General features: G+C 68.0%; 26 protein-coding genes. 11 read left to right on the forward strand and 15 right to left on the reverse strand.

Going from position 1 to position 25250, the window contains the following annotated elements; all coding sequences use genetic code 11:
• Positions 1-87: 87 nt before the first annotated feature.
• From ABEA50_RS10055 to ABEA50_RS10070, 4 genes are read right to left on the reverse strand one after another with little or no spacing between them, the layout of a single operon-like run.
• A complete protein-coding gene (locus tag ABEA50_RS10055; protein ID WP_345494979.1) occupies positions 88-657 on the reverse strand; it encodes a GTP-binding protein in 570 nt (189 codons plus the stop codon).
• Positions 658-667: 10 nt separating this feature from the next.
• A complete protein-coding gene (locus ABEA50_RS10060; RefSeq protein ID WP_345494980.1) occupies positions 668-1042 on the reverse strand; it encodes a DUF742 domain-containing protein in 375 nt (124 codons plus the stop codon).
• Positions 1039-1464, reverse strand: a complete 426-nt coding sequence (locus tag ABEA50_RS10065; protein WP_345494981.1) for a roadblock/LC7 domain-containing protein — start codon at positions 1462-1464, stop codon at positions 1039-1041. Before ABEA50_RS10065 ends, ABEA50_RS10060 begins: the two co-directional genes overlap by 4 nt.
• A gap of 29 nt (positions 1465-1493) precedes the next feature.
• On the reverse strand, positions 1494-3860 hold the full coding sequence (locus ABEA50_RS10070) for an ATP-binding protein (protein WP_345494982.1): 2367 nt from the start codon (positions 3858-3860) through the stop codon (positions 1494-1496).
• A 207-nt stretch (positions 3861-4067) separates the two neighbouring features.
• On the opposite strand from ABEA50_RS10070, the gene ABEA50_RS10075 reads away from it, so the two are divergent.
• Entirely contained in the window at positions 4068-5621 is a 1554-nt protein-coding gene (locus ABEA50_RS10075; RefSeq protein ID WP_345494983.1) for a succinic semialdehyde dehydrogenase, read from the forward strand.
• A 92-nt stretch (positions 5622-5713) separates the two neighbouring features.
• Here the strand turns inward: ABEA50_RS10075 and ABEA50_RS10080 are convergent, their stop codons facing one another.
• The 10 genes from ABEA50_RS10080 to ABEA50_RS10125 form a co-directional block, all read right to left on the reverse strand.
• Positions 5714-6037, reverse strand: coding sequence for a hypothetical protein (locus ABEA50_RS10080; RefSeq protein WP_345494984.1), 324 nt, complete (start codon positions 6035-6037; stop codon positions 5714-5716).
• A 114-nt stretch (positions 6038-6151) separates the two neighbouring features.
• Entirely contained in the window at positions 6152-6463 is a 312-nt protein-coding gene (locus ABEA50_RS10085; RefSeq protein ID WP_345494985.1) for a nuclear transport factor 2 family protein, read from the reverse strand.
• Between the two features lie 337 nt (positions 6464-6800).
• Positions 6801-7685 carry an LLM class F420-dependent oxidoreductase gene (locus tag ABEA50_RS10090; RefSeq protein WP_345494987.1) on the reverse strand — a complete coding sequence of 295 codons (885 nt, stop codon included), beginning with the start codon at positions 7683-7685 and terminating at the stop codon, positions 6801-6803.
• Positions 7686-7752: 67 nt separating this feature from the next.
• The gene (locus ABEA50_RS10095; protein WP_345494988.1) at positions 7753-8160 is read right to left on the reverse strand and encodes a hypothetical protein; all 408 of its coding nucleotides are present in this window, start codon (positions 8158-8160) and stop codon (positions 7753-7755) included.
• A complete protein-coding gene (locus tag ABEA50_RS10100) occupies positions 8157-8444 on the reverse strand; it encodes a ribbon-helix-helix domain-containing protein (RefSeq protein ID WP_345494989.1) in 288 nt (95 codons plus the stop codon). Before ABEA50_RS10100 ends, ABEA50_RS10095 begins: the two co-directional genes overlap by 4 nt.
• Before the next feature lie 60 nt (positions 8445-8504).
• Positions 8505-9350, reverse strand: coding sequence for a helix-turn-helix transcriptional regulator (locus ABEA50_RS10105; protein WP_345494990.1), 846 nt, complete (start codon positions 9348-9350; stop codon positions 8505-8507).
• A gap of 838 nt (positions 9351-10188) precedes the next feature.
• A complete protein-coding gene (locus tag ABEA50_RS10110; protein WP_345494992.1) occupies positions 10189-11334 on the reverse strand; it encodes an LLM class flavin-dependent oxidoreductase in 1146 nt (381 codons plus the stop codon).
• Positions 11335-11439: 105 nt separating this feature from the next.
• Entirely contained in the window at positions 11440-11688 is a 249-nt protein-coding gene (locus tag ABEA50_RS10115; protein WP_345494993.1) for a hypothetical protein, read from the reverse strand.
• Entirely contained in the window at positions 11685-11897 is a 213-nt protein-coding gene (locus tag ABEA50_RS10120; protein ID WP_345494994.1) for a three-helix bundle dimerization domain-containing protein, read from the reverse strand. The genes ABEA50_RS10115 and ABEA50_RS10120 overlap by 4 nt, the downstream gene beginning before the upstream one ends.
• Positions 11898-12192: 295 nt before the next feature.
• Positions 12193-13362 carry a serine hydrolase domain-containing protein gene (locus tag ABEA50_RS10125; protein WP_345494995.1) on the reverse strand — a complete coding sequence of 390 codons (1170 nt, stop codon included), beginning with the start codon at positions 13360-13362 and terminating at the stop codon, positions 12193-12195.
• Between the two features lie 146 nt (positions 13363-13508).
• Between ABEA50_RS10125 and ABEA50_RS10130 the strand changes: the two genes are divergently transcribed.
• The 5 genes from ABEA50_RS10130 to ABEA50_RS10150 all read left to right on the forward strand — a co-directional run bounded on the left by ABEA50_RS10130 (position 13509) and on the right by ABEA50_RS10150 (position 18755).
• Positions 13509-14156 carry a pentapeptide repeat-containing protein gene (locus ABEA50_RS10130; RefSeq protein WP_345494996.1) on the forward strand — a complete coding sequence of 216 codons (648 nt, stop codon included), beginning with the start codon at positions 13509-13511 and terminating at the stop codon, positions 14154-14156.
• Positions 14157-14277: 121 nt separating this feature from the next.
• Positions 14278-15186 (forward strand): helix-turn-helix domain-containing protein, encoded by a 909-nt coding sequence (locus ABEA50_RS10135; RefSeq protein ID WP_345494997.1) that lies wholly within the window; start codon positions 14278-14280, stop codon positions 15184-15186.
• A 130-nt stretch (positions 15187-15316) separates the two neighbouring features.
• The gene (locus tag ABEA50_RS10140) at positions 15317-16576 is read left to right on the forward strand and encodes a hypothetical protein (protein ID WP_345494998.1); all 1260 of its coding nucleotides are present in this window, start codon (positions 15317-15319) and stop codon (positions 16574-16576) included.
• Positions 16573-17553, forward strand: a complete 981-nt coding sequence (locus tag ABEA50_RS10145; RefSeq protein ID WP_345494999.1) for a glutamate ABC transporter substrate-binding protein — start codon at positions 16573-16575, stop codon at positions 17551-17553. Before ABEA50_RS10140 ends, ABEA50_RS10145 begins: the two co-directional genes overlap by 4 nt.
• Positions 17550-18755, forward strand: coding sequence for a hypothetical protein (locus ABEA50_RS10150; protein WP_345495000.1), 1206 nt, complete (start codon positions 17550-17552; stop codon positions 18753-18755). The genes ABEA50_RS10145 and ABEA50_RS10150 overlap by 4 nt, the downstream gene beginning before the upstream one ends.
• 166 nt (positions 18756-18921) lie before the next feature.
• Here the strand turns inward: ABEA50_RS10150 and ABEA50_RS10155 are convergent, their stop codons facing one another.
• Complete coding sequence (locus tag ABEA50_RS10155) at positions 18922-19119, reverse strand: hypothetical protein (protein WP_345496629.1); 198 nt, start codon at positions 19117-19119, stop codon at positions 18922-18924.
• On the opposite strand from ABEA50_RS10155, the gene ABEA50_RS10160 reads away from it, so the two are divergent.
• The 5 genes from ABEA50_RS10160 (at position 19091) to ABEA50_RS10180 (ending at position 25084) form a co-directional block, all read left to right on the forward strand.
• Entirely contained in the window at positions 19091-21106 is a 2016-nt protein-coding gene (locus ABEA50_RS10160; protein WP_425577584.1) for a serine/threonine-protein kinase, read from the forward strand. The genes ABEA50_RS10155 and ABEA50_RS10160 overlap by 29 nt on opposite strands.
• On the forward strand, positions 21103-22218 hold the full coding sequence (locus ABEA50_RS10165; RefSeq protein WP_345495001.1) for a PP2C family serine/threonine-protein phosphatase: 1116 nt from the start codon (positions 21103-21105) through the stop codon (positions 22216-22218). The genes ABEA50_RS10160 and ABEA50_RS10165 overlap by 4 nt, the downstream gene beginning before the upstream one ends.
• Positions 22218-23504, forward strand: a complete 1287-nt coding sequence (locus ABEA50_RS10170; RefSeq protein ID WP_345495002.1) for a vWA domain-containing protein — start codon at positions 22218-22220, stop codon at positions 23502-23504. The genes ABEA50_RS10165 and ABEA50_RS10170 overlap by 1 nt, the downstream gene beginning before the upstream one ends.
• A complete protein-coding gene (locus tag ABEA50_RS10175) occupies positions 23504-24592 on the forward strand; it encodes an FHA domain-containing protein (RefSeq protein WP_345495003.1) in 1089 nt (362 codons plus the stop codon). Before ABEA50_RS10170 ends, ABEA50_RS10175 begins: the two co-directional genes overlap by 1 nt.
• A gap of 282 nt (positions 24593-24874) precedes the next feature.
• Positions 24875-25084 carry a hypothetical protein gene (locus tag ABEA50_RS10180; RefSeq protein WP_345495004.1) on the forward strand — a complete coding sequence of 70 codons (210 nt, stop codon included), beginning with the start codon at positions 24875-24877 and terminating at the stop codon, positions 25082-25084.
• The last annotated feature ends 166 nt before the right edge of the window (positions 25085-25250 follow it).

Here is a 25250-nt window from a genome sequence, read left to right on the forward strand (position 1 = left end):
CTCGAGCAGAGCGGGTGCACCGCACCGCAGGTCCCGGAAGCACCAGGCCGCTCACCGGAACGGCCGTGGCGGTTCGAGGAGGCCGGTTCAGGTGGTGACCCGTTGCCGTTGCGCGCGAGTGATCAGATGCTCGACCAGTGCCAGTAGCACCGCCTTACACGAGGCCCTGTCCCTGGCGTCGCAGAGCATCACCGGAGTGTGCGACTCCAGATCGAGCGCGTCACGCACCTCGTCCTCGGTGTAGTCGGGCGCGCCATCGAAGCAGTTCACGCCCACCAGGAATGGCAACCCCCTGCGCTCGAAGAAATCGATGGCGGCGAAGGAATTGCCGAGCCGACGCGTATCGGTGAGCACGACGGCGCCGAGCGCGCCGACCGAGAGCTCCTCCCACAGGAACCAGAATCGGTCCTGTCCCGGGGTGCCGAACAGGTACAGCACCAGCTCATCGTCGATGCTGACGCGCCCGAAGTCGAGCGCGACCGTGGTGGTCGTCTTCTGTTCGACACCGGACAGATCGTCGATACCGGTGCTGATCTCGGTGATCATCTCCTCGGTGCGCAGGGTCGGCACCTCACTGATCGCCGAAACGAGCGTGGTTTTACCGACACCGAACCCACCGGCGACGAGGATCTTGACCGAAGTGGCCAGTTGCGGCATGCCGCTCGGGTCAAAGTTTGCGGATTCCATCCATTACCGATCGCAGTATGTTGAGGTCATCGGGGCCTGCTTCCGTCGGAACGGGAGCACGGAAAATCAGTTGCCCGTCGCCGATGAGGTCGCCGACGAGGATCTTGGTCACCGCGAGCGGTAAGCGCAACCCTGCGGATACCTCCGCCACGGTTTGCGAAACCTGGCACCGCTGAAGTATTTCGGAGTACTCGGGTGCGGCGCGTCGCGGAGCGGGCGCGGAACGGTCCGTCAGGATCGACGTGAGCATGTCCAAAGTCGGACCGGCACCGGCGGTTCGGCCCCGGGTGAGCGCGTAGGGGCGCACCAGGGGACCGGCCGCGTCGTCGAACCATGACTCGCGCGTGCCGATCACGACTCGGTCGGCTCGGCTCGTCCGACCAGATCGGCTCGCGCGGTGGTGGACAGGAACTTGCCGATGCGTTGAATGGTGAGGTTCATCTCGTAGGCCACCATCCCGAGATTGGCGTCCTCGACCGCCTGCAACGCCAAGCACGCATTGTCGCCGGCGGCGGTCACGAACAGCACGGCGCGGTCGAGTTCGATCACCGCTTGGCGCACACCACCCCCGTCGAAACGGCTACCCGCGCTCCTGGCCAGCCCGTGTAGCGCCGAGGACATCGCGCAGAAATGCTCGGCGTCCTCGCGTTTCATCGCCGACGAGTTACCGAGCAGTAGTCCATCGGTGGACAGAACCACCGCATGTTCTACCCCGGCGAGCCGCTCGACGAGATCGTCGAGCATCCAATTGAGATCACCTGTCGCGGAAGCGGACACGTTCGACACCGTTGACACTCTTGACACCCTCAGCTTTCCTCTTCGCTCCGAATGTTAGCCGACGGCGCTGCGCCGGAATCGTTTTCGCGCAGCGGTCGGCGACCCTGTCTGGTTCCGGTCTCGATCGCGGCCATCAGGTCGCGCGCTTGCTCGGGACTGCGCGCCTGTCGCTCCCTGGTGGGCTGGGCCGCGCCGGAATCGGCCGCGGTGGAATTCGAGTCCTGTGGTCCCGCAGGATGATTGGCCTGCCTGGTGCGGCGGGGGAGTGCGGGTTTCGTGCCCTCCCGGTGCGGCCGCGATTCGCCGTTCGGCGGTGTCGATGTCGGTGGCGTCGGCGGTGTCGGTGGCGTCTCGGTCCTGCCGTTCGGTGCACCGGTCGCCGGTGGGAAAGGCTTTGCCGCCCCGACGCGGTCGATACTCGATCGGTGCGTCGGGCTTGTCGCCGCCGGCGCTTTCCGATCCGGCATCGCGTGCGCGGACGGTGGCTGATCGGTGTCGTCTGCCACCAACGCCGACGGGATGCGCACCACCGCCCGGACACCGCCGAAATCCGACTCCGACAGTCGCACCGACACCCCGTTGCGGGTGGCGAGCCTGGCGACGACGAACAAGCCGAGCCGCGAATCCGCCGACAGCGCGGCGACACCGAAATCCGGCGGATTACGCAACATCTCGTTGGCGCGCTCGAGTTCCAGGGCCGACATGCCGACACCCTGGTCGATGATCTCGGCGACGATGCCCGTGCCGACCACGCTGCCGCCCACCTCGACCCGCGCCTGCGGCGGTGAGAACGAGGTGGCGTTGTCGACGAGTTCGGCGAGCAGGTGGACCAGGTCCGCGACGATGGTGCCCGCGACCCGTACCTCCGGCATCCGAGCCACCCGCACGCGCGCGTACTCCGCGGTCTCGCCGACGGCGCTGCGCAGCACGTCGACCAGCGGGACCGGGCTGCGCCACTGTCGGCCGGGTCGCCCGCCGCCGAGGATCGTCAGGTTCTCGGCATTGCGCCGTTCCCGGGTGGCCAGGTGATCGAGGCGGAAGAAGATGTCGAGCAGCGCTGGATCTTCTTGCTGCTGTTCGGCTTTGTCCAGGATCTCGAGCTGCCGGTGCACCACGATCTGGCTGCGATGGGCGATATTGAGGAATACCGCGTTCACCCCTCGACGGGTGCGCGCTTCGGCCAACGCGGCCTCGACGGCGGCGGTATGCGCGTGCTGGAACGCCTTGGCGACCTGACCGATCTCGTCGCGTCCGTAGTCCAGCGTGGCGGATTCGGCGGCAGGGTCGATGGTCTCGCCCTCGTGCAGGCGGCGCATCATCTCGGGGAGTCGTTCGTCGGCCAGTCGCAGGGTTTGCCCGCGCAAGCGCTTCAGCCTGCGGATCACCCGGTTGGCCAGGACCACCGCTATCAAGAAGGCCAGCACGCTCACCGCGAGTACGCCGAACCCGCCGTAGGCCGAGCGCGCGGTGGAGTCGGCGGCCGAACTCTGCGCCGCGCGCTGAGAGGCACCACTGTGATCGGCCCACAGATCGATGAGCCCGTTCGACACGGTTTGCGCGGTGGCATGCCATTCGGCCGGGTTCATCGGCAACGGCGGCGGGTTCGGGGTGCGCACTCCGCTCGTGGACAGCACGGCCCGCCGGGCGAGGGCGTTCTCCATCGCGGTGAGGCGTTGGAAGGCGGGGCTTTCGGCGACCGCGCGCAGGTGCTCATCGTCCGGGTCACCGAATTCGGTGGTAAGCGTGCGGATTTCGGTGTGGTAGTAGCCGATCTGGCGCAGGTACTCCTCGGCGGGCAGCGCCGAGGGCGCGTTGCCGGTGCCGGAGAAGACGACGCCGAGCGCGTTCGCCCGCGACATCGCCTCCGCGACATGAAACAGCCGGTTGGAGGCGGCGATCGTCGCCGCGCTGCGTGCGTCGGGCGCGGTGCGCTCGGCCAACGCGCTCGCGCTGGCGATCAGATCGAGCACCCGGTTGTAGTAGGCGTACGCGTCGGCGACCGGCGTGGTCTTCGCGTCGACACCGGAGCGGATCGTGGCGATCTGGCCGAGCGCGGCCGCGAAGTCCTCGGACTGATCGCCGAGCTTCGACGGGCCGACGTCGCCGAGGGCGGGCAGAGCGCTGTCGAGTCGGCCGCGCGCGTCGGTGAGTTCGGCGGTGACCGAGGTGTCGCCGGAGAGCCGAGCGAGGGTGAGTTCGCGTTCCTGCTGCACGGATTCGAGGACCTCACGCGCCAGCGGTATCCACGTCTGGTTCGTCGCCGCCCACTGCTTGGCGGTGGAGGCCTCCGACATCAAATAACCCGCCGCGCTCACGCCGACCACGAGCAGGGTCAAGCTCGGAATGAGCGCGATCGCCAGAATCCGTGCACGGACCCCGAGCCTTGCTCTGAACATCAGCACAACGTAATCGACGGATCGGGTCATCTGGGCGGCAGGTCCCGGTAGGTGATTGCCGATTGGTGGCGGTCGTGGCATTGCTCGACGGTTGCCCAGTGACGATCACGTGACCAGGTCGGCGCGAGTTTCGCCACCGTTCCGTATCTTGCGGCCCAGCAGCGTAGATTGTCTGTACCCCGAAGTTACTCACAAGTAGGAGGCAAGATGTCGGCGCCGCAAGCCGAAGTCTTCGACCGTCTGAGCGCGCTGGCCGCGATCGACGCCCCCGACGACCGCCAGCGAAAGACCATCGCGGAGACCTTCACCGGCACACCGCTCGGTACGGTGCCCGTCGGCACCGCCGAGGACGTCACCGCCGCCTTCGCGAAGGCAGGCACCGCGCAGGAACTCTGGGCCGCGCGTCCGGTCGCCGAACGCGCGGCCGTGCTGGATCGCTACCGCGCGCTCGTGATCGAGCACCGTGAATTCCTGATGGACGTCATCCAGGCCGAAACCGGCAAGGCACGCTGGGCGGCGCAGGAAGAGGTCATGGGCCTGATCTTCGCGGCAAGGTACTTCGCCAAGAACGCGTCGAGCCTGCTCGGCGCGCGCAAGGTTCCCGGCGCGTTCCCCGTGCTCAACCGCGCCTCCGTACGTAGCACCCCGAAGGGCATCGTCGGCGTGATCGCGCCGTGGAACTACCCGATGCTGCTGTCGATCGGCGACTCGATTCCCGCGCTGGTCGCGGGTAACGCGGTGGTGGTCAAGCCCGACAGCCAAACCCCGTTTTCCTCGCTGGCCAGTGCCGAACTGCTCTACCGCGCCGGGCTGCCCCGCGACTTGCTCTCGGTGGTAACCGGTCCCGGTTCGGTGGTCGGCACCGCGATCGTCGATAAGTGCGACTACCTGATGTTCACCGGCTCCTCCGGGACCGGACGCACCCTCGCCGAACAGTGCGGGCGCAGGCTCATCGGTTTCTCCGCCGAACTCGGTGGCAAGAACCCGATGATCGTCGCCAAGGGTGCCGATCTGGCCAAGGCCGCCAAGGCCGCGGTGCGTGCCTGTTTCTCCAACGCGGGACAGTTGTGTATCTCGATCGAGCGCCTGTATGTGGAGCGCGCGGTCGCCGAGGAGTTCACCGCGAAGTTCGTCGCGGAGGTCAAGGCGGCGAAACTCGGTGCGACCTACGACTTCTCGGCCTCGATCGGCAGCCTGATCTCCGAGGCGCAACTCGAGACGGTCACCAAGCACGTCGCCGACGCCACCTCGAAGGGCGCCAAGGTGCTCGCGGGTGGCAAGGCGCGCCCCGACCTCGGTCCGCTGTTCTTCGAGCCGACCGTGCTGTCAGAGGTCACCGACGCGATGGAGTGCGGACGCGAGGAGACCTTCGGTCCGCTGGTGTCCATCTACCCGGTGGACACCGTCGCCGAGGCCATTCGCCTGGCCAATGACACCGAGTACGGCCTCAATGCGAGTGTCTGGGCATCCAGCAAGGGCGAAGGCGAGCGTATCGCCGCGCAGATCCACGCGGGCACCGTGTGCGTCGACGAGGGCTACGCGCCCGCGTGGGGCACTACGAGCGCGCCGATGGGCGGCATGGGGGTGTCCGGTGTCGGGCGCAGGCATGGTCCCGACGGACTGTTGAAGTTCACCGAGCCGCAGACCGTGGTGGTCACCAGGTTCATGAACCTCGACGCGCCCTCGTTCTTCCCGCAGGAGAAGTGGCAGCCGTTCCTGATGACGATCGCGCGCAACCTGCGCTTGCTGCCCGGTCGCTGAGTTGGGTGGTCGCCAGGCGGGTTTCGCGCCCGCCTGGCGCACGATTCGCGGGTGGTGGTGCCGCGACCACGAGCGGTCGAGCGTCTGAGGGCCTACTGTCCGCCGAAGATGGCGCCGACGTTGGCGTTCTTGATCGGGGCGTCCGCGTTGCCCTGGATGCCGCACAGCAGGTCGACCTGCACGATGCTGGCGTCGACGGCCGTGCCCGCGGGCTCGTGATCGTTGTTGGTCTGCTCCTTGACGAACTTCGTGATCGTGGTGCGCTTATCGTCCTGATTCTGCTTGTTGTACTCGCTGCACGGGGTGTCGCCGCCCTTGTTCAACGCGCGCTCGACATCGGTGCAGCCCGCGAGCGTCAAAGCGACCGCCGCGATCGCGAGGCCGGTGCGGCCGGTCCGTGACAGCGTGGTGTTCATGTGCTCCTCCTGAAGGCTTCGCCGAGCGGGGTTTCCCGCAACGATCGGTAACAGACTAGGGGAGCGGGGCGTCCGTGCCGATAACGCATCAGGGCATGGCGGGTAGCGCTCGGGTCAGGCTTGCCCGGTTTCGAATCGGCTCACTTTTCCGTCCCGGACGGTGAATCGCCAGGTGGTGCGCATGGAACCCCAGCGCGAGTTGGTGTAGTCGGCCACGAGTTCGGTGCCGCCCGCCGCGGCGGATTCGACCTCGAGGTGGCCGTTGCCGCCGAAGATCTCCTTGTCTGTCCACTGGGTGAGGTTGCGTTCCACCCCGTCGTCGGACATGGTCGCGTCGTCGGTGAGTACCGCCTTGAACCGGTCCTGGTCGTTGGCGTTGAGTGCCTCGACGAATTCCTGAACTACGGGATCGAGTTGTACGGTCATCCATCTCCCTCTCGAGTCGATGATCGAGCAGACAGCGAATCTCTGGCTTCCCACCCTAGGTCAGCGGTGTAGCGACCGTGTCCACCAGTACTGTGCGGCGATATATTTCCAGACGAGGGTCAGGCTAGGCCTCTTCCTGGATTTGCTCGCTCTTCGCACACTATGGGCAACCGTGAGGTGGGTGGTGTGCGACCGTGCTCGGTTTCCACGACCTCGACCAGGCGAGATCGTGTCGTGCAGCGTGGAGCGCACCGAAGCCGCTGTCACAGCGGTGATCGAGCCGTCCGCGCCCCGAACGATGGGCGTCGGACCAGAACCGAGCGCGCCGCCGGGCCGCTCAGCGCAGCAGAGCCATCACAGGGGCGAGCTTGTCCATGTTGTCCTCCAGCACGGTGACGTAGCTGAAGCCGTACCGTTCACGGCGGGCGCGCAGGTGCGCGGCCATCTCTTCGTGGCTGCCCAGCAATAAGATCGGCAGTTCCTCCGGGGTGTCCGCCACGTCGGGCGGTAGGAGCGGACCGTAGGTCGCCAGCAGTTCGGCACGTTCCTGTGGCTTCGCGATGGCCTGGATCAGCAGGTTGAACTCGACCTGGTCGGCGCGGTCCCCGAGGCATCGACGGGCAAAGGCCACACGGTTCTCGGTTTCCGCGAGTCCGGCGGCCAGGAGCGGTCCACCCTTGCGCGGCGACGCGGCCCCGGTGAACGCGATGACGGCGGCGTGTTCGGCGGCCAGGCGCAGCATGCGATCACCCCATCCCGCGATCAGCAACGGCGGGCCGTGCTGCTGGGCAGGGCGCGGCTGGTACTCCGGGTCGGCGTACAGGCGACGCAAGGTGCGGACAGTGTGCTCCACGCGGTCGACCCGTTTGCCGCCACTCTCGAAAGGCAGTCCCGCCGCGTCGAACTCGTCTTTCGCGTACCCCGCACCCAACCCCAATTCGATACGGCCCTCGGTGAATTGGTCTACTGTCGCGATCTCACGGGCCAGCAAGGTCGCGTTGTAGAACGGCACGTTCAATACGAAGGTGTTCAACCGCACCCGCTGCGTCGCCTCCGCCGCGAGGATCAGGGCGGGAAACGGCGCCGGTAGCCCGAGATGGTCCGCGACACCGACCACGTCGTAGCCGAGTTCCTCTGCCCTACGGCATTTTTCGATCCACGCGGCGCGTGAACCGGGAACCACCATATTGACGCCGAACCGGAACGGCCGTTGTGCGGTCATGGGAAATGTCTAACACGCGCGCGGCCACGCGGCACCCGAATGACCTGCTGTGCCGTGCGGGCTCGATTCAGGGCAGCGGGTCGATGATGACGCGAGAGTCGAGGCGGCGTAGCTGTTCGGGCCGACCGGTCAGACACGGCCAGTCCCGCCCGACGGCCTCGTGCGCGGCGTGGCTTGCCGGCAGCAGCGACTCGGCGTCGCGGTCGCCGGTGAGGGCGCCACCGAGCTGCTCGGCCGAGGTGCGGTGCAGTACCGGAATCACGGTGTGCGGCAGGTCGAGTAGTACGGCGAGTACGTCGAGCCGATCGGTTCTGATGTGCGCGCGGGCTACGGCCAACACGGTGGCGGGCACGACGATGGTATTGCCCGCGTCGGCGGTCGCCCACACGACGGCCTGTGCGTAGTTGGCCCGGTTGGCCCACCCGACCACCGCGGCGACGTCGAAGACGACGCCGCCGAGAACCGCGGGGCTCACGCGGCGCCGGCGCGGGGTCCGTCGGTGCCCTCCTCGGGCAGCGGCGGTAAGCCCTGGGCGGCGCGCGCGCGGTTGATCAGGTCCAGCGGCGGCCTGCCGCCGAACACCTCCTCGATTTTGGCGAGGGATTCCGCGGTCCCGATGCGCGAACGCACGGAGTCGGAGACGAATGCCGATACCGACTCGATACGTCCCTCGGCGCGCCAGGCCTCCAAAGTGGCGACGACGTCCTCGGGCAGCGTGACGGTGACTTTTCGGGTGCGCGGCGCTCGAGAGTGTGCCATCCCTCGACTGTATCGCCGGGGCGGCGTGTGGGGGAGGGGGTGCGGCTGCGGTCGCGCGGATCAGCGCTCGGTGAACTGCTGTGTCCCGGTGATCCGCAGCAGGTCCAGCGCCGAGGCGTCCCTGGTTCCCGGTGCGGCGGAGTAGACGACGACCGATTGGTCGGTGTCGGGCACCAGCAGCGTGTCGCAGTCGAGCACCAGCGCGCCGAGCTCGGGGTGGTCGATCCGTTTGGTTCCGGTGGTGCGGGTGCCCGAGGGGCGCTCATTCCACAGTTGTTCGAATCGCGGGCTGCGGGAGCGGAGGTCGGAGACCAGACGGAGCAGGCCGACGTCGTCGGGGTAGCGCGTGCGGGCGCTGCGCAGGATCGTCACCGAGAACTCCGAGGCCGCGTGTGCTTGCTCCGGGGTCATCTGGACGTATCCGTGTTCGGTTCCGAGGAAGCGCTGCCAGATGATGTTGCGTTCGGCGTGCGGCCAGCGCGAGAAATCACCGAGCAGCGCGGCTGCCATCGAATTCCAGGCCAGCACATCGCCTTTCGCCGAGAACACGATCGCGGGCAGATCGGCCATACGGTCGAGTAGTCGCAGAACGCTCGGGCGAACCACGAGCTCGATCTGGGCGAGCTGTGGTGGCGCCGAGCCCGCGAACTGGAACATCAGATCGCGATCCTCGTCGTTGAGCCGCAAGGCACGGGCGAGTCCAGCGAGCACGGAAACCGAAGGATGCGGCCCGCGCCCTTGCTCGAGGCGCACCACGTAGTCGACGCTCACCCCGGCGAGCTGGGCGACTTCCTCACGCCGCAATCCCGGCACCTGCCTGCGGATTCCCGAGGGTAAGCCGACGTCGCGTGGCGCGACGCGTGACCGCGCGTCGCGCAAGAGCGCCGCCAACTCGGAACGATCCATCATCCGATCATGCCGCAGTTATCGCTGTTGGGGGTGGGAGCTGGTCGATCCCGGCCAGCTGGCCAGGCGCGGTAGGACCGATCAGGTGGTGGGGCAGATCGCGACTGTCGGGCTCGATTTCCCGCAGTGGTCGATATGTGGGCCGCTGCTGTGCCGGGTGACCTCGACGGTTCACTCGGAGAAGTGACTGGCGGCGACCCAGGTGTTGGCCGCGGTGGCGACAAAGGTGTCGGCGACTGAACTCCGGCGCCTGCGTGCCCGTGGGCGGCGCCGCGACCGGCCGCCACCACCAACAGACATGAATGCGCTTTCGGCGCAGGGCGTTGCGCGGAACGAGGGCCGAATCACGCTGTCGGAGTTGGATTCACGTGGAACTGCGGTTGCACGTGATGCAAACCCGCAGTGGAGGGGAAGTCGCTGTGCCGCAGTGGACTCGACCGTCACGAATGTGCTGGTGAGATCGCTGCGCGGGGAAGGTGTCTCGCCGTCGACTACAACGCGAACACGACGAATGCAGACGATGCGCACGTGCATCCCGTGCCAATCAACGCGCTTTTTCGGCGCGCGGTGCGGGTTCTCCGCACAAAAACCCGGCGACAGGACGTGGCTGCGCCGGGTTGGCGCGTGCGGACTCTCGGCGCTCAATCACCACATGGGCATGTCGGCGCGCTCCGAGTCAACGCATCGCCGCCGTCGCCGAGGCTCGGGTTTCGCGACGATTTCGTGCCCGAGTGCGCCGTCCATGTGTCCTCGTCTGGCACCCCGACGACGGCTGGATGCCGCGTCCGCGAAGAACTCGATCAGACCCGTCGCCGGGCAGCGTGGCGCGCGTATCGGCTCAGCTGCTCGCCGATGCCACGAAAGGAGCCGAACTCGCGACGGCAGAGCTGGGCGCGGGGTGCTTCCACAGCCCTTCGCGTTCCAGGATCGGCAGCACACCCTCGCCGAACCAGTACGCCTCCTCCAGGTGCGGGTAGCCGGACAGGATGAAATGGTCGATGCCGAGGCGCGCGTACTCGACCAAGCGCTCGGCGACCTCGGTGTGCGAGCCGACCAACGCGGTGCCCGCACCGCCACGGACCAGCCCGACACCCGCCCACAGGTTCGGCGCGATCTCCAGTTGATCGGTGCGCCCGTCGTGCAACCGCGACATCCTGCGTTGCCCCTCGGACTCGCTGCGCGCCAGATTCTGCTGCACCCGCTTGATGTCGGCGGGGTCGATGCCCTGCAACAGCCGATCGGCCTCGGCCCACGCAGCCTCGCTGGTGTCGCGGGTGATGACGTGGATGCGCAGGCCGTAATCGAGGCGGCGACCTTGGGTTTCGGCGAGACCGCTGATCCAGTCCAGCTTCTCGCGCACCGCGGGCAGCGGCTCGCCCCAGGTGAGATAGGTGTCGGCGTACCGGGCGGCGACCGGGCCCGCGGGCGCGGAGGAGCCGCCGAAGAACACCGGCGGTGTCGGGTCGGGCCGGTTACCGAGTAACGCGTCGCGCACCTGAATGTGCTTGCCTTCGAAGGTGATCGGCTCGGTCGAGCGCCAGAGCTCGCGCACGACGTGCAGGAATTCCCCGGTGCGCGCGTAACGTTCGGCCTTGTCCAGGAAGTCGCCGTATGCCTGTTGTTCGTGTGCCTCACCGCCGGTGACGACGTTCAGCAGCAGTCTGCCCCGCGAATGGCGCTGGAAGGTGGCGGCCATCTGCGCGGCGAGGGTGGGGCTGACGAGGCCGGGCCGGAAGGCGACGAGGAACTTCAAGGTCTCGGTGGTTTCGACCATCATCGCCGTGGTCAGCCAGGCGTCCTCGCACCACGCGCCGGTGGGTGTGAGCACCCCTTCGAAGCCGTTGGTCTCGGCCGCGGCGCCGATCTGGTTCAGGTAGCGCAGGGTGGCGGGGCGGTCGCCGGACATGAAGCTGCCGTGCCCGCCCGCGATCAAACCGCGCGAGTCACCGTAGGTGGGCAGGAACCAGTGGAACGACAGGGTCATGTGGGGCAGCTCTTCCTCGGTCTGCGGACAGGTCGTCCTTGATCCTCGACGCCTGTTTCCGCCGTGTCACGGGTCTGAACCAGCGTGGTTTTATCGTCGCGAGGGTCAGCCGACCGGCATCGGAAGTGGTCGCGGCGCCGCGTCGAGGGCGGGGAATCTGCGCCGCAGTTTGGCCAGGCAGCGCAGGATCTCGTACAGCTCACCGCGCAGGTGCGCGGATTCGGCGGCCGGTTCGCTCGCGCCATGGGGTTGGTCGGTCGCCAATGCGCTCAGGAGTACGGGTATCTCGTCGGCGCGCGCCACGAGTAGGTCGAAGAACACTCTGGCCTGTGCGGTGTCGGCGTGCGTGTTCATCGGGCGCGCACTTCCCAGCGTGGTGCGGTGAGTACGCTGCGTGCGCGTCGTTCCACCAGGATCGGGACGAAGTCGCGGACCGAGGCGTTCGCGAAGTCCGCGTGGCTGCGCTGGACTGCCGCGGCTACCGTCGCGGCGGGTAGCTCCGGGTGGCGTCTGGTCAACCGGTCGGTGATGTTTCTGATCTGAACTTTCTCTTTTTCGCCCATGATCGATCCTCGCGCTGTCGCTCTGCCAAGGTGGTGCCGGTGATTCCGGACTGGTTGGTGAAATCCGCTGTCGCACGGCACTTCCGGGCCGGTACCGCGTGACAGCGGCGTGCCGGGGTCGACGATGCGCCGTCGAAACCCAGGTGCTCGTCCCGTCGAATACCGGGCTGAGCGTCACATTGAATAACGTACCGCTATATAGCGGCATGCTCAATGGTGGCTGAGTCACATTCCTTAAGCGGTCTTCAGCGAGAGCGGCACGAGTCGCGTTGTGCGCCAGCCGAAGGCGCCGACATTACGACCGCAGGGCCGTGGCCAAAGCCTCGGTCAGCCGTGGCGCGCGCGGATCCAGTTGGCCCTCGACGATGCGGTTGGTGACATAGGCGAAGGCGATGCCGCTGTCCGGATCGGCGAACGCCAGCGAGCCGCCGCGACCGGGGTGTCCGAACGCCGTATCACCGAGGAGCGTCAGCCCCTCGGTGGGCAGCATGTAACCGGTCGCGAAACGGGTCGGCAGCATAATCACCTGGTCGATGCCAGCGACCTGCTCGCGGCTTGCCGCCGTGACCGTCGGCGCCGTGAGCAGGCGTTTGCCATCGACATCGCCGACGAGCGCGGCATAGAGGCGAGCGAGTCCCCGCGCCGTGCCGATCCCGTTGCTCGCGGGGATCTCCTCGGCCTGTACCTCGGCGGAGTTGAAGTCGATATCGATCGGGTCGGTGATCTCGAAAGCTCTGTTGGACAATGATTCCGGGTCGCGCTGCGCGGCGAGTACCGGGCGCATGAGCTCGGGCACCTGGTCGTCGGGGATCGCGGAGAGGTCCGGCCTCGGCGGGTATTGCATGGCGCTCACGCGGGCACGCTCGTTCGGCGGTAGGCCGATGAAGAAGTCGATATCGAACGGCCCCGCGATCTCCTCGGCCAAGAACTGTCCCGGTGTGCGGCCGGTGACGCGTCGAATCACCTCGCCGACCAGCCATCCGTAGGTGCGCCCGTGATAGCCGTGTGCGGTGCCGGGTGTCCAGTTCGGTCGCTGCGCGGCGAGTGCGTCCACCATCGGCGTCCACGCCAGCGCGTCGGCCAGGGGGACCCGGGTGTCGAGTGCGGCCAGGCCCGCCTGGTGCGTGAGCAACCAGCGCACCGGAATGTCGCCTTTGCCGTGCGCGGCGAACTCCGGCCAGTACTGCGCGACCGGTGCGTCGAGATCGAGCTCACCCCGTTGCACAAGCAGGTGCGCGATCGTCGCGACGACGCCTTTGGTGGCGGAATACACCAATTGCAGTGTGTCGCGCTCCCACGGGCGCCCGGTGGCGGGGTCGGCGACACCACCCCACAGATCTACGACCGGATGCCCGTCGCGATATACGCACACCGCCGCACCGGTATCGCCGTGATCAGCGAAATTCTCCGCGAAAGCGCGACGAACCGATTCGTATCCCCGCTCGACGCGGCCACCGATCTCCATAACCTTCAGTGCTACACGAAAGCTCGGGTCGTCGCCGCGCCGATGTCCCCGCGCGGGCGGGCGAGAACGCGGTCGTGTTGTGATGGTGCGCAGGTGATGCGGGGAAGGTGATCGCCGGTGGCCCATTGCGATAATCGGAGGTTGATGTGACGCGGGAACTCGCCGATCTGCCCTATGCGCGACATCTCGTGCCCCTGGCGCAGGAGTTGGCACCCGAAGGTGACTACGACTGCGTGCACATCGACGGCGACACAGATTTCGACGATGTCCACCTGCCGCACGCCCGCTTCACCGAGTCCGCGTTCACCGGGCTGGTGGTGAACGGCGGCAGCATGCGCCACACTCGGTTCGTCGACGTGTGGCAGCGCGGTGTCCGCTGGATCGGCACCGAATTGGCCGATACATCGTGGCAGGACACCGAGGCTGTCGACGGCGCCATGTCCGGGGTGGATCTGGGTGGAGCGACCCTGCGCAGGGTGCGATTCGTCGGCTGCAAATTCGATTCGGTGAACTTCAGGAGCGCACGGCTGCGCGAGGTCACCTTCACCGAATGTGTCTTGCGCGATTGCGATTTCGGTGGTGCCCGCGTGCACCGGACGAGCTTTCCGCAGTCGGAGGTCGGTGGGATGAGCCTGCACGGTGCGGAACTGAACAACGTGGACTTCCGCGGCGCGGCGCGCCTGGATATCGCCGAGGGGATCGAGGCGATGCGGGGCGCGATCGTCAGCCCTATGCAATTGATGGAACTGGCGCCCGCGCTCGCGCTGGCCACCGGAATCATCGTGCGGGACTGATCGCTTCGAAAGTACGCGAATCGCCGTGCGGACGGTGTTTCGGCGTTTCGCCCCATTCCTCGAGCCCGATTGATAAGTTGCGCCAACCGAGTTGTACTTCGCTTCATCGAGGACGCGAGAGATGTCCGACGGGGAATTCCGCCGCAGCACCACCAGTGGGCACACCGTGGCCCCAAACCCGGAACACGGTGCCCGACAACGTGTGTGCGCGCAGCAGGAGCCACACCTGTCGTTGCTGGGGGTCTGGGGGCTTGCGGTTGTCAGCAGCCGGACCGTGCGCGAGATCGTCGAAGTGGTGGTGCGCTACCTCGAATCGGTGGTGCCGGACGGTCGGTTCAGCTTCGAGGAAGGCGCTCGCGAAGCGCGGCTTCGCTGTTCGGTGCCGGAGACCGACGACGAGTACGTGCGGGTTGAACGCATACTGGCCGGCGTGCAGCGGATCGCCCGCGAGGCGTTCGGCGTAGAGGTGCCGGTGGTGCGGGTGGTCTTCCGTCACCACGCGTTGCGCGAGCCGGGCTGGTATCGCGAGACCTTCGGTGCGCAGCCGACTTTCGGTGCCGAGGAGAATCTGGTCGGCTACGAGACCACCGCATTGGACATGGCGCTGCCGCACACCAGTGAGCGCGCGCGGTCGACGTGCGAGAAGCAGTGCCGAGACATGCTGGCCCAACGCAGGGTTCGCGGCGGTATCGCGGGATCGGTGCGCGACCTCATCGTGCGCGACCCCGGCCGGTTGCCCGATCAGGTGACCGTCGCCGCGGGTCTGTTCGTCAGTCCACGCACCTTGTCGCGCTGGCTCAATCAAGAAGGCACCTCCTATCGGGCGCTGCTCGACGAGGTCAGGCAGGTGATGTCGGAAGAGCTGCTCACCCATACCGGCATGACGACCGAGCAGGTCGCGGCCCGGCTGGGATACGCCGAGGCGGCCTCGTTCATTCGCGCGTTCCGACGGTGGAAGGGGTGCCCGCCACAGGAATTCCGCGCTCGCGTGCTGGCGGGGCGGGCCAGGGTGGCGGCACCGGCGGTATAAGCGAGCGCCGGTGCGGGGAATGCGCTCGGGCACGCTGATTTCCGTCAGGTGCGCGATCGCTGGGTAAACGTCAGCGGCCTCCCGTACTATCGCCGTGGGAGACACCGCCGGGGAGTTGAAGGAGGACGGTGTGGGAGCTCGCGTCGCCAGCGCGGCACAGTGGTTGCGCCGTTTCATCGCGACCACTCCTGGGATGATTTCCCTGATCGCGTTGGGTCTAGTTGTGGTGTGCCTCGCTGGCGCGCTGACCACCCAGCAGCAAATGAGCAGCAAGATAGAGCGCGCCGACACCGCGCTCACCGACACCGAGCCGCTGGCCTTCGCCGCGCAGCGCCTGTATGTGGCGCTGTCGGTGGCGGACGCGACCGCGGCGACAGCGTTTCTCTCGGGTGGCATCGAGGCGCCCGAGGTGCGCGCGCAATACCAACAGTCCCTCGCGGACGCGGCGGCCGCGTTGTCGGACACCACGATCGGCGCCTCCGACGCGTTGACCAGGCATAGCGTCGCCAGGATCGCCGCGGACCTGCCCGCATACACCGGGCTGGTCGAGGCCGCGCGGGCGAATAATCGGCAGGGCTTCCCGGTCGGCTCGTCCTATCTGCGTGAGGCTTCGGATCTGATGCGGAATTCGTTGCTGCCCACCGCTGAAGGCCTCACCTCCAGTCGGTTCGCGGCCGTGCGTGCCGATGAGCACACCATCGGCACGCCGCCGTGGTCGAGCGTGCTTGTGCTGCTGCTGGTACTGCTCGGCTGCGCCGCGGCGTCGGTGCTGCTGTTGCGTCAGACCAACCGTCGGTTGAACGTGGGTGTCGCCGCCGCGGCGACATTCGCCGCCCTGGCGCTGGTGTGGGCGGTGGCCGCGACGGCGATCGCGTCGACGCGGGTCGATACCGGCGCCGCCGGTGCGAGCAGTCGGTTCGAAACCCTGGCGAAGGCGCGGATCTCGGCGCAGCAGGCGCGGGCCGACGAGACATTGCAACTGGTCACCCGAGGCGATGTCGAGGAGGGAGAGCAGCTGTTCACCCAGCACGAAGCCCAGCTGCGCGCGCAGATCGACGCGGCGCTACCCGCTGGCTCGGACGCGGGTGCGCAGCTGGGCGAGTGGGGCAAAGGGCATGTCGTGCAGGTGGAGGCCTACCGCTCCGCGGATTACCCCGCCGCGGTGAAACAGGCGATCGGAAACACTCCGGAATCGTCGGCCACCCGGTTCGCGCTGCTGGACCGATCGTTGAACGACAGCCTCGCCGACGCGCGCAACGAGCTCCGCGACGGCCTCGACTCCGCCCGCACCACACTGACATTCAGCCCGTCGGCGACGCTGGTGTTACTCGTGCTCGGCGCGGCGGCCGCGGCGACGGGTCTGTGGCCACGGCTGAAGGAGTTCCTGTGATCGGCTCACGCGTCACGACGCTGGCCGCCTCCTTGTGCGCGCTCGGCGTGCTTGTCGCCGGATGTGGTTCCGGCGCACCGGCACCGGAGCCGAGCTCGCTCGCCGCGGTGAATCCGCGACCGGAGGGCGCCGCGGATCTGGCTCCGGTCCCGAACATCGCGCCGGATGCCGACTGCGACGACGAGGCGACCCTGCGACCGTTGGCGATGCCGCCGCCGGGCGCGATGGCGCCAGGGACGCCCATGGCGCGGATCGTCGACCAGGGCAGGCTGCGCGTCGGCGTCGACCAGAACACCTACCTGTTCGGGTTCCGCGACCCGACCACCGGCCGGCTCGAGGGCTTCGACATCGACCTGGCCAGGGAAATAGCGCGGGCGATATTCGGTGACCCCGGCAAGGTCGAACTCGTCTCGGTCACCGCGGCCGAACGCGTGCGGGCACTGGCGACCGACAAGGTCGATCTGGTGGTGCGTACCTTCTCGGCGACCTGCGAGCGTCGTCGGCAGGTCGACTTCTCGACGGTGTACTACCGCTCGGGGCAAAGCATCCTGGCCCCGAAGGACTCCGGTATCACCGGCGCGGCGCAGCTGGCGGGCAAGCGGGTGTGTGTCGCCAACGGCACCACCGCGGCGGGGCCGGTCTTCGCCGCGGTCGAGCGTCCGACGGTCCTCGGAGTGACCAACTGGACCGACTGTCTTGTCGCATTGCAACAGAACCACGTCGACGCGATCAGCGGCGACGACCCGATCCTGTTCGGCCTCGCCCAGCAGGACCGCAACCTGCGGATCGTCGGCGAGTCCATCGGCACCGACGCCTACGCGGTCGGGATACGTAAAGGCGAGGACGAATTGGTGCGGTTCGTCAACGGCGTCTTGGAGCGGATTCGCGACGACGGGACGTGGCAACGCCTCTACAACGCGCGCCTGAGCGCACTCGGGCCGTCGGCCGGGTTGCCGCCGCCACGGTATGTGGGATGAGCGTCGTCATGACCGAACCGCTCACCGTCGGCCAGATCGACAACGAATTGGCCGAGCGCGCACGAGAACTCGATCTCATCACGAGCACGATGCTGGAACTGGACAAGCACCAGGGGCTCGTACTGATCCGGCGTTATCCGCCGTCGGGACAGACCGAGGCGCGGTGGTTGTCGGTGCGGGACGCGCTTGCCGTGATGTGGGAGGACCTCGGTCGCCTGCGCACCATCCTGGAGTCGGCGAATACGCTGCGCGGCAGGCGGTCTCGCGTCGACGATGACGATCGCGCCGAGCTCACCCGCCTCCTGCGTGGCCGTCCCCTCGAGGCTGCGCGTACCGCGATTCCGTTGGCCGAGCGATCGTTGGCCGGTCCGAGCGAATTGGTGTCGTTCGTCGGGCTCGCGGATCTCGTGGCGCGCATGAACGCCAGCTTCCCCTTCGTCGCGGAGTTCCTCGACGCGGTGGACGCGGTGAACTCGCGGGTGCTGGCCGGATCGGCGCCGTTGCAGCACGAATTGGACGCGATCGGCGCCCGAGTGCTCAGCACGGAATCCGACGGTGCCGGGCTGCGGGCGATCGCGGAAGGAATTGCCGAGTTGCTGCGTCGCTCGGCCACCGACCCGCTGGCGTTGAGCGTCGGGGAGATCGATCGGACGCTGGCCGATCTCGGCGCGGCGCTGCGGCGTGAATCGGCCGCGCTCGCCGAACTCACCGCACTGGCGGCGGATCGCGCCGGAGCCATCGACCGGTTGCGCGCTCGGCTCGACACGCTGCGTACGGCGGTCGAACGAGCCGAAACGGCGAGAACGCACGCCGAAAACAGCATTCGCACCGGACCGTTGCCGACCAGGCCCGACCCGCGCACCGCACTGGCGGCCCGGTTGGCGGCACTGGCGGCTACGCCGGGTGCGCTTGTGGCCGTGCGCGAGTTGGCCTCGGACATCGACGCCGCGATCCAGGCCGCCGAGGACGACCACGAATTGGCCAGGGGGCTGCTGGATCGGCGCGCGGAATTGCGTGGGCGCCTCGGGGCCTATCAGGCGAAGGCCGCGCGGCTGGGTGTCAGCGCGGACGATTCGGTACGTGCCGCGAATGAAGCCGCGCTGCAGGTGCTTTCGCACCGACCATGCGACTTGGTCGCGGCGACGCGGGTGGTCGCGCAGTATCAGCGGCTGATCGCGGACATCTCGGGGAGGCGACGGTGACCTGCAGCGAGCCGGACTGTTCCGGGACGATCCGAGACGGTTACTGCGATGTTTGCGGCACCGCGCCGGCGGAGGCGTTGACCATCTCCGACACCGCACCGAGGGCGCGGAAATCCTCGGCTGCGCACTGCGGCGAAACAGGCTGTGCCGGAACCATTGTCGACGGTTACTGCGACGCCTGCGGGATCGCACCGCCGAGCGTGGAGGTGGCGAGCGTCGAGGTGGTGACGAGCGCCGCCGCGGCGAGCAGTGCGCGCACCGTCAGCGACCGGTCCGTGCGCACGGGACGATCGGCGTCGACGAGATCCAGCCGTCGAGGACGGCTCGGCGCGGGCATGGTCGAGGTGCCGAGGGTCGCGCGCATCAATCCCCGCCGCGCGGTGCTCGCCGACCCGCAGGTCGCCGAACGCCACCGCGTGTGCGGAAAGTGCGAGAAGCCGGTCGGCAGGGGGCGCGACGGCAAACCGGGCAGGACCGAGGGTTTCTGCGCCAACTGCGGCACCCGGTTCTCCTTCACCCCGAAGTTGGCCGCCGGCGATCTGGTCGGCGGTCAATACCGGGTGGAAGGCTGCCTGGCGCATGGTGGGCTCGGCTGGATCTACCTGGCGACCGACCGCAATGTGAGCGATCGATGGGTGGTGCTCAAGGGCCTGCTCAATTCCGGTGATGCCGACGCGATGGTGTCGGCGGTCGCCGAGCGGCGTTTCCTCGCCGAGGTCGAGCACCCCAGCATCGTGAAGATCCACAATTTCGTGGAGCACACCGGCGCCGACGGCGTGCCGGTCGGCTACATCGTGATGGAGTACGTCGGCGGCACCTCGCTCAAGCAGATCCTGCGTACCCATCGCGAGACCGGCGCGATCGTTCTACCCCCCGCGCGCGCCATCGCCTACGTGCTCGAGATGCTGCCCGCACTGGGTTACCTGCATTCGCTCGGTCTCGCCTACTGCGATTTCAAGCCGGACAACGTGATGCAAACCGATGAGCAACTCAAGCTCATCGACCTGGGTGCCGTGATCGCCATGGACGATCGGGACAGTCCGATCTACGGCACGATCGGTTATCAGGCGCCCGAGATCGCCAAGACCGGGCCCACGGTCGCCACCGATATCTACACCGTCGGGCGAACGTTGGCGGTGTTGCTGATCGACCTGCCGCAGCAGGGCGGCCATTTCGGCGCGCTGCCGAGCGCGCGGACCGAACCGTTGTTCGCGCAATACGATTCGTTGCACCGGCTGCTGTTGCGCGCCACGGCCGGGGACCCCGGAGCCCGCTTCTCCTCGATGGAGGAGCTGGCCGACCAGCTCACCGGCGTGCTGCGTGAGGTGCTGAGCACCGATGACGCGGTGCCCCGTCCTGGCATGTCGAGCTACTTCGGTCCGCCGCGCGGCGTGTTCGGTGTCGACAGTCCGGTTCGTGGGCTGGATATCGTCGCGGCGCTTCCTGTTCCCCTGGTGGACCCCGGCGACAGCGCCGCCCCGCTGTTGGCCGCCGTGGTGGGTGGCAGCGTCGAGGAACTGGAGCGCGCGTTGGCGGCGGGGATGCGGTCGGTGGCCACCGCCGACGGCGAATCCGTCGAGGTGGCGCTGCGGTTGATCCGCGCCGCGCTCGAGCACGACGATGTCGGTGAGGCGCGCCGTCGGCTCACCGACTTCGCGGCAGTCTATCCCGAAGAGTGGCGACTAGCCTGGTACCGCGGTCAAGCGGCCCTGCTTGCCGGTGAACCCGATTCGGCCGCAACAGAATTCGATGCCGTGTATGCCGCCCTGCCTGGCGAGGCCGCACCGAAGCTCGCGCTGGCCGCCGCGCGCGAACTCTCGTCGGCGCAGGCGGATCAGCCGTCGGTGTCGGCGGCGCGACACTACGACACGGTGTGGCGCACCGACCGGTCCTATCTCGCCGCCGCGTTCGGATCCGCACGGATCCTCAGACAGGCGGGCGACCGCACGCGCGCGGTGCGGGTGCTCGATCAGGTCGATCCCGACTCGGCGCGCCACATCGATGCCGCCAGCACGGCCGTCGAGGTCATGCTCGACGGCCGCGCACCCGGCGAGTTGAGCGAGTCGATCCTGCGCGACGCGGGCGACCGAGTGCGCCGCCTGACCCTGGTCACCAAGGGCAGGGCCGCGCAGGCTCGGCTGCGGGTGCTGACGGCCGCGTTGGCCTGGCTGCGCGCGGGAAACGCGCCCGCGCAGCGGGATTCGCTGCTCGGTGAGCATTTCGACGAGGACGGCGTGCGGGCAGGGCTTGAACACTCCTACCGCGACCTGGCCAGGGAGACCGACGATACGTGGGAGCGGTTCGACCTGGTCCGGCAGGCAAATATGGTTCGACCGAGGACCACCCTATGAGCGAAGGAACCGAAGGCATGACCGCAGACGCCGCGGATATCACCACCCCGAACCTCGTCGTCGCGTTCCGGTGCCCCGGCTGCGCCGCCGACGCGCGACCGGGTGACCGGTTCTGTGAAGCGTGCGGACGCGAATTGGGTGGCCGCAGTGTGGCATTGCCGCCCGCGAACACCGTCGCGGACGCCGCGCCGTCCGCGTGTGCGGGATGCGGTGGGGTGCGCTACGACGCGGACAGGTACTGCCTCGACTGCGGACAGCTGCGCGGTGTTCCCGACCGATTCGACGCCGATCTCGGTGCCGTCGCCGTCGTCACCGACCGGGGGATCTCACACGCGCACAACGAGGATTCCGTCGCCGCCGCGGTGATCGACGGCATGACGCCGCATCTGCCGCTGGCGGTGCTGGTGACCGTCTGCGACGGTGTCTCGACCTCGGAAGATCCACAAGCGGCCTCCGGTGCGGGAACACGTGTCGGGCTGGCGGCGGCCAGGGACGCCCTCGCGCGCTCCTTACCTCCGCAGCAGGTGGCGATGGCGGGCCTCGCGGCAGCGGCGCAGGCTGTGCGCGACATCGGCGGCACGCACGGTCACGCGCCCTCGTGCACGTTCGTCTCGGCGTTCGTGGAGCCCGGCCCCGAGTCGACCAGGATCACCGTGGCGAATGTCGGTGACAGCAGGGCGTATTGGCTGCGCGCCCCGGTGCGGCCGGACACCGACTGGGCGCGCAATCCACCCTCGCAGCGACTGACCTCCGACGACTCGTGGGCGCAGGCGCTGGTCGACGCGGGCGCGATGGACGAGCAGGCGGCGATGCGCGACCCGAAGGCGCACACCCTACTGCGGTGGCTCGGCGCCGACAGCCCCGAGGTGCCGTGGTCGGACACCTGCGTGCGGACCGTGGAAGTGACCGGTCCCGGCGCGCTGCTGCTGTGCAGTGACGGCCTGTGGAATTACCTACCCGATTCCGACGGCCTCGCCGAGGTGGCGCTGGGGTCGCCACCGTCTTCGGCCGCGCGCGAGCTGGTGGAATTCGCGCTGCGCTGCGGCGGAAACGACAACATCACGGTGGCGCTCGTTCCCATCCCGTGGTCGCCGCAGCCAGGAGTGTCATGATGAGTAGCTCAGCAGCCGAAGGTATTTCGGTCACCATCGACCAGAACGAGTTTCTCTCCGACGGTGCGGACACCGTCGACGCGATCGTCACCGTGCAGACCGACAACGACCTGATGGTCGCGGCCCCTGCACAAGAGCGACTCGAGATTCTCATCATCGATTGCTCGGGTTCGATGAAGTCGAAGAACAAGTTCGCTGGCGCATTGCGGGCGACGACGGCCGCGATCGACGCGATGCCGGAGGGGACGCGATTCGCCATCGTCGAAGGCACGGCGATGGCGCGACTGGTATTCCCGACCGATGTTCCCTCGCTGCCCGCGAACGCGGATTCGCGGGCCGCCGCCCGTCGTGCGGTGGACCGGCTGCGCGCCAACGGCGGTACGTCGATGGGTAGCTGGCTCGGGCAGGCGCGGCAGCTGGCGCAGAAGCATCCCGGCGCGATGGCGCACGCGATTCTGCTCACCGACGGCAAGAACGAGCACGAGCACGCGGATGCGCTCGGCGAGGAGATCGAGAAATCCGAGGGTGTGTTCACCTGTGACTGCCGTGGTGTCGGAACCGATTGGCGGGTAGACGAATTGCGCAGGATCGCGACGGCGCTGCACGGCACCGTCGACATCGTCGCCGACCCCGCGGAACTGGCCGCCGACTTCACGGCCCTGTTGCACGCATCCATGGCCAGGTCGATTCCGGAACTGACGCTGCGGGTGTGGACACCGGTCGGCGCGACGGTGCGCTTCGTCAAGCAGGTGGCGCCCGCCATCGAGGACCTCACCGCGCGCAGGGTGGAGTCCAGTGCGCAGGTGGGGGATTACCCGTTGGGGGCGTGGGGTGTCGAGGATCGCGACTACCACGTCGAGGTGCGCGTGGAACCCGCGGCGGCGGGTCGGGAGAAGCTCGCGGCGCGCGTCAGCGTGCTCGCGGGAGATCAGGTTCTCGGCCAGGGGCTGGTGAAGGCGGTGTGGACCACCGACACGGAGCTTTCGACCCGAATCAGCAGGCGGGTGGCGCATTACACGGGGCAAGCCGAGCTGGCGGAGGTGGTGCAGGAGGGGTTGGCCGCCCGTAAGAGCGGCGATATCGAGACCGCGACGGCGAAATTGCGCCGCGCCGTGCAGTTGGCCGCCGAATCCGGTAACGACGGCACGGCCAAGCTGCTGCGCGGTGTGGTCGAGGTGGACGAACAGCACGGCACGGTTCGTCTGCGTTCCGGTGTCGCGGCGGCCGACGAGATGGCATTGGACGCGCGGTCGACGAAGACGGCCAGGGTGCGCCAGGAGGATTGATGGTCAGCTGTCCCGACGGACACTCGTCGCTCGCCGCCGATTACTGCGACGTGTGTGGTGCGCCGATCGGTGCCGTAGATCCGGTGGCGGCTGCGGAGGCTTCCGGGCCGACGCCGAAGTGCGTTTACTGCGGTGCCGAGCGCAGCGGCCGGTTCTGTGAAGCGTGCGGCCATGATTCGGCGCTTCCGGCACCGATCGAGACCGCCGGGACGGGGGATGGCGAGGTGTTGCCGGTAGAGGTGGTGGGGCCGGTGGCTCCGGTTTCCGCGCTGTCGCGCTCGGCGGCGGGCGGGCCCGATTCGGGTTCCGGTCTCGACACGACGAGTGCGGCGGCGTCCAGGATGGCGGGCACCGGCGATAGTTCGCGGCCTGCGCCGATACCGAATTCGGCGACGGCCGAAGCGGCCGAGACGGCCGCTGGCACGAACAGCGCTCGGGTAGCCGAAGATCCGCCGGTTCCGGGCGAGGCGGCCGCGGTGGCGTCCGGGAAGGACGCGGCTGTTGGCCCGGTCTCGGTGACCTCCGGTGCCGCACAGCGTGCGGAAACTTCGAGTGCGGCCGCAGGCTCGAAGGAGTCGGTGCGCGGGGAAGTGTTGGGCCGCAACAGTGTCGGCGCCGATCTCGGCGACGCCGAAGCGTCGGGACCGCACGGGTCCGCCACGGCGGCAGCGGAAGTGGGCCCGGTGTGGGTCGTGACGATCACCGCCGACCGCGCATTCTTCGATCGAGTCCGTGCGCGCAAAGGCCCGGACGCCGACCGTGTCGAGTTTCCCGCCTTCTATCCACACCGTCGCATCGTCCTGCGTGCGGGGGCGTCCTTGATCGGGAAACGCAGTGTCTCCCAGGGCATCACGCCGGAGATCGATCTCGGACTGGCCCCCGCCGATATCGGTGTTTCCCGCACACACGCGACGCTGCGCGCGACCGAGGAAGGGCTCAGCATCACCGACCTCGGGTCCACCAATGGCACCAGCCTCAACGAGGGTGACGACTTGCTACCGGCGGCGGTGCCGTTCGCCTTGCACAGCGGCGACCGGATCCACCTCGGCGGCTGGACCACTCTGCACATCACCGCTGAGCCCGGCTGAGTTCCTCCGGCCTTAGTAGCGCGGGTGGCCACGTATGGTGCGGTGTCGGGTGCGCTGAGTTCATGGCAGCGAGCCCGGCGCGGAGCGTGGGCCGCACCGATGCCACCTTCGGTCGGTGTCCGCGTTCGGGTGAACTGAGTTGTGGCACCGCGGTATTCCCGTGGGGATGTCATCGACCGCTTGCCCGGTCCGGTCGGCAACACCCCGAAAGTGATGGCTACGCCGTACCTGGTCAGCGGGCTAACGTTCTCGTCGGGGGCGAGATCCGAGAGAAGGAATTCCATGCGTAGAACCCTGGTTGCGGGAGCGGTCGCGGCCGCACTGTTGGCGCCGATCCAGCTGGCATCGGCCGGTGCGTCCGGTGCAGCGACGAATACCGCCGTGGCGTCGACGGGGTCGGCGCAGATCCCGCCCTCCTGCGTCGGGAAGGTCGATCCGATCCAGTTCTTCATCCAGTCACTGTTCGGCACCCAGCCGAGGTATTGCCTCTGAGTAGTTGATCCTGATCGAAAGGTTCTGTGGTGCGGGCGGTTTCGATCGAGTTCCGCCCACGGGAATGGAACTGACACCATTTGTCAGCAATGGCTGACGATGGTCGAGAACAGTGGCGCCTCGCCCTCGAGCAAGGCGCCACTGCCGTGTCCGGACAAGAGAACGT

The organism is Nocardia callitridis, assembly GCF_039543305.1.
GTDB lineage: Bacteria > Actinomycetota > Actinomycetes > Mycobacteriales > Mycobacteriaceae > Nocardia > Nocardia callitridis.